General features: G+C 58.7%; 12 protein-coding genes. 6 read left to right on the top strand and 6 right to left on the bottom strand.

Annotated features, from left to right (window positions below; genetic code table 11):
• Nucleotides 1–10: 10 nt before the first annotated feature.
• Nucleotides 11–2,326 carry a DNA polymerase III subunit gamma/tau gene (gene dnaX / locus GRH90_RS20090; protein WP_162367739.1) on the bottom strand — a complete coding sequence of 772 codons (2,316 nt, stop codon included), beginning with the start codon at nt 2,324–2,326 and terminating at the stop codon, nt 11–13.
• Nucleotides 2,327–2,400: 74 nt separating this feature from the next.
• Complete coding sequence (gene apt / locus GRH90_RS20085) at nt 2,401–2,952, bottom strand: adenine phosphoribosyltransferase (RefSeq protein WP_162367738.1); 552 nt, start codon at nt 2,950–2,952, stop codon at nt 2,401–2,403.
• 480 nt (nt 2,953–3,432) lie between these two features.
• Between apt and priC the strand changes: the two genes are divergently transcribed.
• Together priC and GRH90_RS20075 are read left to right on the top strand one after the other, a co-directional pair.
• Nucleotides 3,433–3,978: a primosomal replication protein PriC gene (gene priC, locus GRH90_RS20080; RefSeq protein WP_162367737.1), complete on the top strand. Its 546-nt coding sequence runs from the start codon at nt 3,433–3,435 to the stop codon at nt 3,976–3,978.
• Between the two features lie 123 nt (nt 3,979–4,101).
• Complete coding sequence (locus GRH90_RS20075; RefSeq protein WP_162367736.1) at nt 4,102–4,254, top strand: DUF2496 domain-containing protein; 153 nt, start codon at nt 4,102–4,104, stop codon at nt 4,252–4,254.
• A gap of 16 nt (nt 4,255–4,270) precedes the next feature.
• Here the strand turns inward: GRH90_RS20075 and acrR are convergent, their stop codons facing one another.
• Nucleotides 4,271–4,927, bottom strand: coding sequence for a multidrug efflux transporter transcriptional repressor AcrR (acrR, locus tag GRH90_RS20070; protein WP_162367735.1), 657 nt, complete (start codon nt 4,925–4,927; stop codon nt 4,271–4,273).
• Between the two features lie 144 nt (nt 4,928–5,071).
• On the opposite strand from acrR, the gene GRH90_RS20065 reads away from it, so the two are divergent.
• The 4 genes from GRH90_RS20065 to ykgO all read left to right on the top strand — a co-directional run bounded on the left by GRH90_RS20065 (nt 5,072) and on the right by ykgO (nt 10,086).
• On the top strand, nt 5,072–6,268 hold the full coding sequence (locus tag GRH90_RS20065) for an efflux RND transporter periplasmic adaptor subunit (RefSeq protein WP_162367734.1): 1,197 nt from the start codon (nt 5,072–5,074) through the stop codon (nt 6,266–6,268).
• Nucleotides 6,269–6,286: 18 nt separating this feature from the next.
• Entirely contained in the window at nt 6,287–9,457 is a 3,171-nt protein-coding gene (locus GRH90_RS20060) for an efflux RND transporter permease subunit (protein ID WP_162367733.1), read from the top strand.
• A 212-nt stretch (nt 9,458–9,669) separates the two neighbouring features.
• Entirely contained in the window at nt 9,670–9,921 is a 252-nt protein-coding gene (locus GRH90_RS20055) for a type B 50S ribosomal protein L31 (protein ID WP_162367732.1), read from the top strand.
• Between the two features lie 24 nt (nt 9,922–9,945).
• On the top strand, nt 9,946–10,086 hold the full coding sequence (gene ykgO, locus GRH90_RS20050; protein ID WP_162367731.1) for a type B 50S ribosomal protein L36: 141 nt from the start codon (nt 9,946–9,948) through the stop codon (nt 10,084–10,086).
• 140 nt (nt 10,087–10,226) lie between these two features.
• Here ykgO and GRH90_RS20045 read toward each other — a convergent pair whose 3' ends face one another.
• The 3 genes from GRH90_RS20045 to GRH90_RS20035 are packed head-to-tail and all read right to left on the bottom strand — an operon-like array spanning nt 10,227 to nt 12,699.
• Nucleotides 10,227–11,105, bottom strand: a complete 879-nt coding sequence (locus GRH90_RS20045; RefSeq protein WP_162367730.1) for a metal ABC transporter substrate-binding protein — start codon at nt 11,103–11,105, stop codon at nt 10,227–10,229.
• Nucleotides 11,102–11,986, bottom strand: a complete 885-nt coding sequence (locus tag GRH90_RS20040) for a metal ABC transporter permease (protein ID WP_162367729.1) — start codon at nt 11,984–11,986, stop codon at nt 11,102–11,104. The genes GRH90_RS20045 and GRH90_RS20040 overlap by 4 nt, the downstream gene beginning before the upstream one ends.
• Nucleotides 11,983–12,699 carry a metal ABC transporter ATP-binding protein gene (locus tag GRH90_RS20035; RefSeq protein WP_162367728.1) on the bottom strand — a complete coding sequence of 239 codons (717 nt, stop codon included), beginning with the start codon at nt 12,697–12,699 and terminating at the stop codon, nt 11,983–11,985. Before GRH90_RS20035 ends, GRH90_RS20040 begins: the two co-directional genes overlap by 4 nt.
• Between the last annotated feature and the right edge of the window lie 4 nt (nt 12,700–12,703).

The following is a 12,703-nucleotide window of genomic DNA, read 5'->3' as shown; positions in this document are numbered from 1 at the left end:
CGTGCGGCGGTTAAACAGGACGGATGCTATCTTCATCCAATTCGGCGTCAAAAAAACGCTGGAGCGTCTGGATATTATTATCGGCAATAATCGCCTGGCGCGCCTGCATCAATTTTTCTTCATAAATGGCCTGTCGCCATTCCAGCGGCGTACGTATCGCCGGATTATCATCCGTCACCACGGTTAATTCAACCGGGGCGCCGAGTTCGCCGCTTAGCGCCTCGGCAAGCGTCGCCTGGGAAACCGGGGAATTCAGGTGCTGCTGCGCGGATCGCAGGTGCAGGCAGACCTTGCCCGGCGCCAGATCTTCCCTGAAGGCGTTTAACGCCAGCTGCTGCACCAGCTTGGGGATCTTTAACTTATCCACCAGCGCCGCCCAGGGATCGCGCACGATGGACTCCTCGGCCAGGCGGGCCGCCAATTCCGGCGTTTTTTCGTGCTCCAGCGCCGTGCGCAGGGCCTTGGGAGTCGCCACCGGCTCGATGGCCTGCGTGGGCTGGATACTGGCCTTCCAGCGATAAGCCTCAGGCTTAACGGTTTTAGCGCCCGCAGGCACTTTACCGCCGGCGGCCTGCCGCTGCTGGGCCTGCTCGCTCACCGTGGCCAGGCGCTCCAGGGCGCTGTTCGCGGGCCGCGGGCGCGCCGGCGATGAGGCCTGATCGCTTTTTTTTGCGCTTTGGTTTCCGTGGCGTTGCATTAAGGCGGTGCGCGCCTGCAGCAGCTGCGCGGTACTGTCCGGCAAGGCCGCCGACGGCGCGGGATCTTCGCCGGCGGAAAAGCCGGCGCCGCCTGGCGCCGGAATATGCCCCGCCGCCTCATCGGCCTGGTAAGCATAGATGCTGTCGGCGATATCGTCCGCCGCCGGGTCGCCGGCCGAATTCGCGTACTGCTCGGCGCTTTCCCAATCATCAGGTGGTTCGTCTGGCATCGGCGCCCGCTCCTGCCCGGCGGCGTCCTGAGGCCCCGGGGCGGAAACCGCCGGTTTGCCCGCCTGCCGGCCCTGGTCCGATGGAAGCACAGCATTTCCAGCGGGCATCTGCCGGCCCTGGTCCGCTGGAAGCACAGCATTTCCAGCGGGCATCTGCCGGCCCTGGCCCGCCGGCGGGGCGGCGTTTTCAGGCGCCACCCGCCGGTTATTTATACGATTCGGGGTTAAAGCGGCGGATTCAGCCGTTTTTTTTTCCGTACTCGCCGCCGCCTGCGCCGGTGAGGCCGGCGCAGGCGCGGCCTCGATAATGCGCGGATGGAAGGCCAGCGCGCGCAGCAGGGTCATTTCTACCCCCAGGCGGCGATCGGGGGCAAACGGCAGCTCTTTGCGTCCCACCAGCAGGGTTTGGTAATAAAGCTGTAAATCGGTCGGCGGGATAAGCCGCGCCAGCTCCCGCAGCCGCGGCGCGACGGCGGCGTCCTCCTCGTCTTCCAGCGCATCCGGCAGCAGTTGTCCCATGGCGACGCGGTGCAGTTGCGTAAGCATCTCCACCAGCAGGGTTTCCCAATCAACCCCGCGGGAGGCGCACTGGGCCAGCTGCGCCATCATGGCATTGCCGTCCGCCGCCACCAGCGCCTCTATCAGCGCCAGGGGTTGTTCGGTGTTAAGCGTGCCCAGCATGTCGCCGACGGTTTGGGTGGTGACCTGCCCCATCCCCATGGCGATAGCCTGATCGGTCAGGCTCAGCGCATCGCGCAGGCTGCCGTCGGCGGCGCGGGCCAGCAGTCGCAGGGCGCGCGGCTCGCTGTCGATATTCTCCGCCTGGAGAATATGTTCGAGCTGGGCGCGGATCTGGCCGACATCCAGCGCCTTAAGATGAAATTGCAGGCAGCGGGATAAAATGGTTACCGGAAGCTTTTGCGGATCGGTGGTCGCCAGCAGGAACTTCACATGGGACGGCGGCTCTTCCAGCGTTTTCAGCAGCGCGTTGAAACTGTGGCGGGACAGCATATGCACTTCATCGATCAAATAGACCTTGAAGCGGCCGCGCGCCGGCGCATATTGGACATTGTCCAGCAGATCCCGGGTATCTTCCACCTTGGTGCGGGAGGCGGCGTCAATTTCAATCAGGTCGACAAACCTGCCCTGTTCTATCTCGCGACAATTGGCGCAGTGGCCGCAGGGACTGGAGGTGATGCCGGTTTCGCAATTCAGGCCCTTGGCCAGCAGGCGGGCGATCGTGGTCTTGCCGACGCCGCGGGTGCCGGAGAACAAATAGGCGTGATGGATCCTGCCCAGTGAAAGGCCATTGGTCAACGCCGTCAGAACATGTTCCTGACCTACTACATCTGAAAACGTCTGCGGACGCCATTTACGGGCAAGAACCTGATAGCTCATGGGTCGCGAAATAAGTCGGTGGACAGGGAAGTCATGCTAACACAGCCCCGCACCGGAGCGCGAGGCTGATATGATCAGTGGCCGGGGAAACAAACCAGGCTGAAGCTGCCGACGGCCAGGCGCTTAAGACGTTCCTCGCCGCCGAGATCGGCAAGATTGATGACAAACGCCGCATCCTTTACTTCTCCGCCCAGGCGGCGTACCAGGCTTACCGTCGCCTCGATGGTACCGCCGGTGGCCAGCAAATCATCAACCACCAGCACCCGGTCCCCCGGCTTGATGGCGTCCTGGTGGATTTCCAGCTTATCGACGCCGTACTCCAGCTCGTAGCTTTCGCTCAGCACCGCCCGCGGCAGCTTGCCCGGCTTGCGCACCGGGATAAATCCCAGCCCCAATGCCAGCGCCACCGGCGCGCCGAACAGGAAACCGCGCGCCTCGGTGCCGACCACCTTGGTCAGTCCATGGTTGCGGTAGTGATTCACCAGCAGTTCGATACTGGCGGCATAAGCCTTGGGATCTTCCAGTAAACTGGTAATATCCCGGAAAAAAATACCCGGTTTAGGGTAATCGGGAATCGTCTTGATGCTGTTTTTGATCAATGCTAGCTGTTCGGCCATCGCGGTCATAGTGTATGCGCCTGAAACTGAGGAAATCATAATCCGCGCGGACGCGTTATCCTGGGCGACGACAGTAAACCTCGCTCTATCATGGACCGGCAGGACCGACCGCGCACGAAAGCGCTCAAATCTATGCAAACTGGCGGAAAAATGCAACCACCGCGGGAGACTCATTTACCCTTTTGTTGCGTAATGTCAACCGTGGGCGGATGACGCGTTTTACGGCAGGTTCCGCGCCAGTCTCGGCATCATTGCTAAAATAACCCGGACCCGGATTATTTTCATCCCCCTTCTCTCACCGGCAAACGCCGTCCGGATCGCCAACACCCTTTTCTTTTGCCCTCCCGTTAGCGCGCGCGGGCAAAACAGGCTACATTTGCCTGTGGCCGCTGCCCGGTCGGCGGCCTGTTCAGGGCGTGGGCTAACGGGGTATCATGGCGCCAACGGGTTAATGTGTTTTTTACTTAGGTTTTTACTCAGGGGAATGGCGTGCATTCATCCAAGCTCCTCACCGCCTTAAGCGATCGGTTCGACGCGTTGGCCGGCCGCGTCGACGCGGCCGGACACGAGCGCGTGGCGCAGTCCCGTTTCGACCACCAGTTATTCCAAACCCGGGGCACGCGGCTTGATGACTATCTGGCCGAAAGCCGCCAGACCTTGCAACGCCTGACGCTGACCGTCGAGCAAGGCCACACCGAGCGGGTGGCATGGCTGGCGCAGCGGCTTATCGATCAAATGACCGCCCTGGCGCGCGAACTGGCCACCCTGGATTTACGCCGCGGCCAGCCGGCCAAGGCCGCGCCGGTGGATTATTATGCCAGGCTGAATGAACATCAGGACTACGAGCGCCGCCTGGTGACCATGATCCGCGATCGGGACAGCCTGCGGCAAAGCACCGGCGATAGCGCCAGGCAGCAGCAGTTGCAACAGGAAATCGCCGCGCTCGAAGGCCGCCTTGCCCGTTGCCGGCAGGCGCTGGCGCGCATCGAACGCCTGATTGAGCGGCGGGAAAACGGACTGGATGCGGGATGGTAGCGCTTAAGCACATGATGATAGCGTTTAGACACATTATGTTAAGACGCCCCCGCTAAAGTTGATTAATGTTCTCAGCCGAACCCGCGCTGTTCTTACACCAGGCATAGCATTCAGGAGAGATCCGTGACGCTGGAAGATGAATCCCCCGAGATTAAGCTGGCGGTCGATTTGATTATGCTGCTGGAGAGTAATGCGATGGAACCGGAACTGGTGCTGGCGGCCCTGGAAATCGTGAAAAACGACTATATAATAAAGCTACGCCAGCGGGAAGAATAAACGGCCGGCGGCGCGGCTAAGGATTGAGCCGCGCCGCCGGTTCATGGCGCAGGCTCGGGCTGAGGCGCAGCGTATCGATAAAGGCGGCAATCAGGATGCGCGATCCCCCCGCCAGATCGAAGGTGCCGGGGATGAACAGCCAGTTTTCCATCAGCCCGGTCATATAGGCGCGCAGCAGGATGGCGGCGCGCCGGCAATGCAGATCCGCCGGCAGTTGCCCGCACTGAATGCAGCGATTAAGCGTCTCTTCTATACGCTCATAGCATTCGGCGTACAATCCTTTGCGCACTTCCTGGAACAGTTCCATTTCACCAACAAACTCGCATTTATGAAAAACGATTTCCATCAGTGCGCGCCATTCGGTATTCGATACCGTCGACTGAAGAATGTAAATCAATGTCTCAGTTAATACATGTAGTGGATCGTCGGGATATTTTGCCTGATACTCTAGCTCTAATGCCTGGATTCTTGCTTCAGCGGCATGCCAGATCTCATTAAATAACTCGACTTTATTCTTGAAATGCCAATAAATAGCACCACGGGTCACACCCGCCACCGTTGCGATATCGGTGAGCGAGGTCGCGGAAACGCCGTGCATTGAAAATTCCTGAACCGCTGCGTCCAGAATATGTTGGCGGGTTTCCTGGGCCTGTTGTTTGGTTTTTCGTGCCATAGCGCTTTTTTTGGGTGTCTTTAGATTTACATACATTCGCGAATGTATGTAACATAGCATAAGGCTAATTGTTACGCAGCAATGGGTTTGTAGGCTTGTGATCAATTGATCAATTTTTTCAAATCGGAATCTTGAGGTTTATCTATGAACAAAAACAGAGGGATTTTGCCTCTGGCAGCCGTTCTGATGCTTTCAGGCAGCTTTATTCTCGTTGGATGTGACAATAAAGACGCTAAACAGGCAGGAAATCAGCAACAGGCCCCGGAAGTTAGTGTAGTGACGGTAAAAAAACAATCACTGAATGTCACAACTGATCTACCTGGTCGTACCGCCGCTTTCCGTGTTGCCGAAGTCCGGCCCCAGGTCAATGGCATTATCTTAAAGCGTAACTTTGTCGAAGGCAGCGACGTGGAGGCCGGCGTTTCCCTCTATCAAATCGATCCGGCAACCTATAAAGCGGCGTATGACAGCGCCAACGGCGACTTAGCCCAGGCGCAGGCGAATGCCAATATCGCCCGCGTCACCGTTAATCGTTATAAAAAACTGATTTCCACCAACTTTGTCAGCCGGCAGGATTACGATACGGCGGTCGCCACCATGCAGCAGAACGACGCCGCCGTGCTTGCCGCCAAAGCGGCCCTGGAATCAGCGCGCATCAACCTGGCCTATACCCGGGTCACCTCGCCTATCAGCGGCCGCATCGGCAAATCCGCCTATACCGAAGGCGCGCTGGTCACCAGCGGCCAGACCACCGCCATGGCCACCGTACAGCAACTCGACCCGCTGTATGTGGATGTGACCCAGTCCAGCAATGATTTCCTGCGCTTGAAGCAGGAACTGGACAACGGCACCATGAAACAAAAAGACGGCAAGGCGTCGGTGCGCCTGCTGATGGAAGACGGCAAGGAATACGAACAGGCCGGCACCCTGGAATTTTCCGATGTCAGCGTCGATGAAACCACCGGCTCCATTACCCTGCGCGCTATTTTCCCCAATCCGCAGCATAGCCTGCTGCCAGGCATGTTTGTCCGCGCCCGTCTGGAAGAAGGGACCAACGACAGCGCGTTACTGGTGCCGCAGCAGGGCATTACCCGCAATCCCCGAGGCGAAGCTACCGCAATGGTGGTCGGTCCGGACAACAAGGTTGCCGTACGTCAACTCACCGCCCAGCAGGCGATCGGCGATAAATGGCTGGTTACCGCAGGTTTACAGGAAGGCGATCGCGTAATTGTCAGCGGCCTGCAGAAGGTCAAGCCGGGAGCGCAGGTCACGGCCAAGGAAATGACCGATGAACCGGCACAACCGGCACAACCGCAGCCTGACGCCGCCAAAAAGTCTTAATAGAAACGGGTAAACGATATGGCCAAGTTTTTTATCGATCGCCCCATTTTTGCATGGGTGATTGCCATTATTATTATGCTCGGCGGGGCGCTGTCAATTCTGCAGCTGCCTATCGAGCAGTATCCGGCCATTGCGCCGCCGACCATCAGGGTCACCGCTACCTATCCGGGCGCCGATGCGACGACCCTGCAGGATAGCGTGACCCAGATTATCGAACAAAACATGAACGGCATCGATAAGCTGCTGTACATGTCGTCCAATAGTGATTCGTCCGGTACCGCCACCATCTCGCTGACGTTTGATTCCAGCGCCGACCCGGATATCGCCCAGGTGCAGGTGCAGAACAAACTGCAGTTGGCGATGCCGCTACTGCCGCAGGCGGTGCAGAACCAAGGGGTGCAGGTGCAGAAGTCAAGCGCCAGCTTCCTGATGGTGGCCGGGTTTATTAGCGATGATAAAAACATGACCCAGCAGGACATCGGCGACTATGTCGGGTCGAAAATCAAGGATCCTATCAGCCGTACGGGAGGGGTGGGCGAAGTCCAGCTGTTCGGCGCCCAATATGCCATGCGCGTTTGGATGGACCCCAATAAACTGAATAACTTCCAGCTTACCCCGGTGGACGTGGTCAGCGCGCTGACGGTACAGAACAACCAGATCGCCGCCGGGCAACTGGGCGGCGCGCCGGCTGTCAAAGGCCAGCAGCTGAACGCCTCGATCATCGTGCAAAGCAGGCTGACCAACGCGGAGGAATTCGGCAAGATCCTGCTTAAGGTTAATGCCGACGGCTCCCAGGTGCGCCTGAAAGACGTGGCCAATGTGGAGCTGGCCGGGGAAAGCTACGACGTTATCGCGCGCTATAACGGCCAACCGGCGGCCGGGCTTGGGGTTAAGCTGGCCACCGGCGCCAACGCCCTTGACACCGCCGACGCGGTGAAAGCGGAACTGGTGCGGCTGCAAGCGGATTTCCCCACGGGATTGAAAGTCGTTTACCCATACGATACCACTCCATTCGTGAAAATCTCCATCCAGGAAGTGGTGAAAACCCTGGTGGAAGCGATAATACTGGTGTTCCTGGTGATGTATCTGTTTTTACAGAACTTCCGCGCCACGCTTATCCCGACCATTGCGGTGCCGGTGGTGTTGATGGGTACCTTCGCCATACTCAGCGCCTTCGGCTACACCATTAATACCCTGACCATGTTCGCCATGGTGCTGGCGATTGGGCTATTGGTGGATGACGCCATCGTGGTGGTGGAAAACGTCGAGCGCGTCATGGCGGAAGAGGGACTCAATCCCAAGGAAGCGACGCGCAAATCCATGGGCCAGATCCAGGGGGCGTTGGTGGGCATCGCGCTGGTGCTGTCGGCGGTATTCGTGCCGATGGCCTTCTTCGGCGGGTCAACCGGCGCCATTTACCGCCAGTTCTCCATCACCATCGTGTCGGCCATGGTGCTGTCGGTGCTGGTGGCCATGATCCTGACCCCGGCGTTGTGCGCGACTATCTTAAAACCGGTCAAGAAGGGCGACCACGGCGCCACCACCGGTTTCTTCGGCTGGTTTAATAAAAAGTTCGATCAAAGCACCAATCACTATACCGACAGTATCGGCCATATCCTTAACAGCACCGGACGCTACCTGATCATCTACCTGCTGATTGTGGTCGGCATGGCGCTGCTGTTTATTCGCCTGCCCTCTTCCTTCCTGCCGTCGGAGGATCAGGGGGTATTCCTGAATATGGCGCAGCTGCCGGCCGGGGCCACCCAGGAGCGGACCCAGAAAGTGCTGGATCAGATGACCCATTATTATCTGAATAATGAAAAGGACAACGTCAACTCGGTCTTTACCGTTAACGGCTTTGGTTTTGCCGGACGCGGCCAGAACTCCGGCATCGCGTTTGTCAGCCTGAAAAGCTGGGATGAGCGCTCGGGATCTGAAAATAAGGTTCCGGCGATAATTGCCAGGGCCAACGCGAATTTCGCGCAGATAAAGGACGGGATCGCGCTGGCCTTTAACCTGCCGGCCATCGTCGAGTTGGGTAATGCCACCGGGTTTGACTTCGAATTAATCGATGAGAACAACCTTGGGCACGCCAAGCTCACCGAGGCGCGTAATATGCTGTTCGGCATGATTGCCCAGCATCCCGACACGCTGGTGGGCGTGCGGCCGAACGGCCTGGAGGATACGCCGCAGTTCAAGCTGGATGTGGATCAGGAGAAGGCCTCGGCCCTGGGGGTTTCGCTGGATGATATCAATACCACCCTGAGCGCGGCCCTGGGCAGTAGTTATGTCAATGACTTTACCGATCGCGGCCGTACCAAAAAGGTTTATGTGCAGGGCGAGGCGCAATATCGCATGTTGCCGCAGGATATAGCCAACTGGTATGTGCGCGGAACCAATGGGCAAATGGTGCCGTTGTCCGCGATATCAACCTCTCACTGGCAGTATGGCTCACCGCGTCTGGAACGTTATAACGGCCTGCCTTCCATGGAAATCCAGGGCGAGGCCGCGCCGGGCAAGAGTACCGGTGAAGCCATGGCGCTGATGGAAGAGCTGGTGGCCAAGCTGCCGGCCGGTGTCGGTTACGACTGGACCGGGATGTCCTACCAGGAACGTTTGTCCGGCAATCAGGCGCCGGCGCTGTATGCCATTTCGCTGATTGTGGTGTTCCTGTGCCTGGCCGCATTGTATGAGAGCTGGTCCATCCCCTTCGCGGTCATGCTGGTGGTGCCGCTGGGTGTGGTCGGGGCGCTTTTGGCGGCCACGTTCCGCAGCATGAATAACGATGTGTATTTTGTAGTGGGGCTGTTGACCACCATCGGACTGTCGGCAAAGAACGCCATCCTGATCGTGGAATTCGCCAAGGACCTCATGGACAAGGAAGGCAAGGGACTGGTCGAGGCCACGCTGGATGCGGTGCGTATGCGTTTGCGTCCGATCCTGATGACCTCTCTGGCCTTTATCCTCGGCGTATTGCCGCTGGCTATCAGCACCGGCGCGGGTTCGGGTTCGCAGAACGCCGTCGGCACCGGGGTAATCGGCGGTATGATTACCGCCACCCTGCTGGCCATATTCTTTGTACCGGTGTTTTTTGTGGTGGTCCGGCGTCGTTTCGGTAATAAAAACGATGAAGAACTGGAGCAGGGACACCCGGTGGATAATCCGCAGTTGGATAATCCACACCCTTAATCATCGTCTGTCATTCAGGCCGCTTACGCGGCCTGAATTTTATGACCGCCTGGTGTTCGCGGGCATGATGGGCAAGATTATAACGACGCCGCGCAAGCGGCTTTTTTTATGCCTGGCGTTTGCCGGCATGGCTGGCAATAGTGGCGGGACTTGACCTGGCGGCAAAAAAGGGGATAATAGTTATGATATAACATAACTAAATAAGGTGATGTATGAAACCTGGAATTCATCCCGACTACCGTACCGTGGTGTTTCACGACACCAGCGCCGACGCGTATTTTAAAGTGGGTTCGACCATTAAAACCGACCGTACCGTTGAACTGGACGGTAAAACCTTCCCTTATATTACGGTGGAAGTCTCGTCCGAATCCCATCCCTATTACACCGGCAAGCAAAGGGTGGTGGATAAAGAAGGCAGCACCGCCCGCTTTAACCAGCGCTTTGGCCGTTTTTTCACTAAATAGTCAGCATAAAGAGGCTTCACCGTCATGCAGGTATTAAGCTCATTACGTTCCGCCAAGACGCGTCATCCTGATTGTAAAGTGGTTCGCCGTCGCGGCCGTATTTACGTGATCTGCAAATCCAATCCCCGCTTCAAGGCCGTCCAGGGCGGGACCAAGAAACGATAACCCCCCGCCCGCGGCCATCCCTTGCACAGGTTTGCCGGCAGCCCGAGGCCTCGGTTCGAGGCCTTTTTTTTCGCCATTAGCCCGGCCGCGGGATAAAAAAACCGGCTGGTATCAGCCGGGAGGACGGGGACGATCCGCGCTTATTTCATACTGGCCGCGATGGTTTCGACGTTGTGCTTAAACGCGTCGACGTAGGTACTTGCCGGGCCGCCGGCCTTGGTCAGTGCTTCGGGATAAAGTTCCCCGCCGGCCTTGGCGCCGCTGGCGGCGGCGATTTGCTTAACCAGCCTCGGGTCGGTTTGGTTTTCGATAAAATAGGTCTTGATATGTTCCTGCCGGATCTGCTTAATCAGGCCGGCCACGTCGCCGGCGCTGGCTTCCGCCTCGGTGGAAAAGCCTACCGGCGCCAGGAAGGTCACGCCATACTCGGCGCCAAAATAACCAAAGGCGTCATGGCTGGTGACCACCTTACGCTTTTCCGGCGCTATGCCGCTGAACGCCTTCTTGGCCCAGAGGTCAAGCTGTTCCAAACGCTGGACGTAGGCGCCGCCGCGCTGGCGGAAATAGGCCTGATCCTCAGGGTCGGCGGCAATCAGGGCGTTCATGACGTTGCGCGCATAGATTGCCCCGTTTTTAGCGCTGTTCCAGGCATGGGGATCGGTAACCTCCTTCCCTTCTTCTTCCATCTTCAGGGAATTAACGCCCTCGGACGCGGTGATCACCTTTCCTTTGTAGCCGGAAGCGGTGATTAAACGTCCCATCCACCCTTCCAGGCCCAGGCCGCTGACAAAAACCACATCGGCCTTGGCCAACGCCTGGCTGTCCCTGGGCGAAGGCTCGAAGCTATGCGGATCGCCGTCCGGCCCCACCAGGGTGGCAACGGTCACGTGCTCGCCGCCCACCTGCTTGACGATATCGGCCAATACCGAGAAGCTGGCCATCGTATGGACGGTCCCCGCCGATGCGGCCGGGCTGAGCACGGCGACGGCGGCGGCCAGTGATACTGATAAGCGATTCATTCTTTCTCCTTGCTGATAGCTAATCTACGCCGGCGCCATATCATGGTGAAACTGCCGCGCGGCCCTACTAAAACCGAAATAAAAAATATCAGGCTGGCGGTAAGCACAATGGCCGGGCCAGCCGGAAGCGAAGCGTAAAACGACCACAGCAGGCCGATACCCGCGCTGAACAGGCCGATCAGCACGGCTATCAGCAACGTGCCCGGCAGATGCCCGGACCAGCAGCGGGCGGCCACCGCCGGCAGCATCATCAGCCCGACCGACATCAGGGTGCCGAGGATCTGAAAGCCCGCCACCAGGTTAAGCACCACCAGCGCCAGGAATAACGCATGGATCAGGCGGGGATAACCACGATCGTTAATGCGCAGGAACGCCGCGTCAAAGGCCTCGATAACCAGCGCGCGATAAATCAGCGCCAGACAGAGCACCGTAAAGGTGGCGATCAGGCCGACAAAAAGGATGGCCCGCTTATCTACCGCCAGCACGGCGCCAAACAAAAGATGCAGCAGATCGACGCTAGAACCGCGCAGGGAAACCAGCGTCACGCCCAGGGCCAGCGACCCCAGGTAAAAGCCGGCAAAGCTGGCGTCCTCCTTCAGCACGGTAAGCGACGTCACCCAGCCGGACAGCACGGCGACCAGCAATCCGGCGATAAACCCGCCGATGCCCATGGCCATCAGCGACATACCGGACAACAGGTAGCCGATGGCGACGCCGGGCAATATCGCATGTGACAACGCATCGCCCACCAGGCTCATCCTGCGTAATGACAGGAAAACCCCCAGCGGCGTGGAACTGAGCGACAGGGCAAAACAGGCCACCAGCGCGCGCCGCATAAACCCCAGCGAGACAAAGGGATCGAATAATAAATGAAAGATCATGACGAGGCCTGGGCTAAGGAAAGGTATTCGGGCCAGGCGGGTTGCCGCCCTTCCCGCTCTTCCAGTACCGCCGCCGTCGCGCCCCAGCGCGCGCGGCGGCGCGATAAGAGCAGGGTTTGCGGAAAGCGACGGATAACCAGGGCGTCGTCATGCAGTACCACCAGAATGGTATGGCCTGACTTATGCAGTTGGTCGATAACATCCATCAGGAGCGCACCGGTGGGGATATCGATGCCGGCAAAAGGTTCATCGAGCAAAATCAAGGGCGCCTGCTGCACCAGCAGACGGGCAAACAGCATACGCTGGAACTGCCCGCCCGAGAGCGTTTCGATGGAGCGCGCCGCCATCGACTCCAGGCCGACGCGGTCCAGGGCGCCGTTAATGCGCGCCCTGGCCGGTTTATCGAGACGACGCAGCAATCCGGTCGCCGGCCAACAGCCCATGGCGACCACCTCAAACACTTTAAGCGGAAACTGATGGTCCAGTTCCGCCTGCTGCGGCAGGTAGGCCACGCGGGGTTTCCGCCCAGCAGCAAACGAAAGGGTGCCGCCGACCGCCGGCAGCAGCCCGGCGATGGTTTTCAGCAAGGTGGATTTTCCAGTGCCATTGGCGCCGATAACCGCGGTCAGGCTGCCGGCTTCGAACGTACCGTTCAGGGCGTCGATAACGGCATGTCCCTGATAACCGATACTCAGTTGCGTAAGCGTAATCATGGTA

This window comes from Acerihabitans arboris, assembly GCF_010131535.1.
Lineage (GTDB): Bacteria > Pseudomonadota > Gammaproteobacteria > Enterobacterales > Enterobacteriaceae > Acerihabitans > Acerihabitans arboris.
Note: the sequence above shows the minus strand (reverse complement) of the source record. Positions and strands in the feature narration are given on the sequence as shown.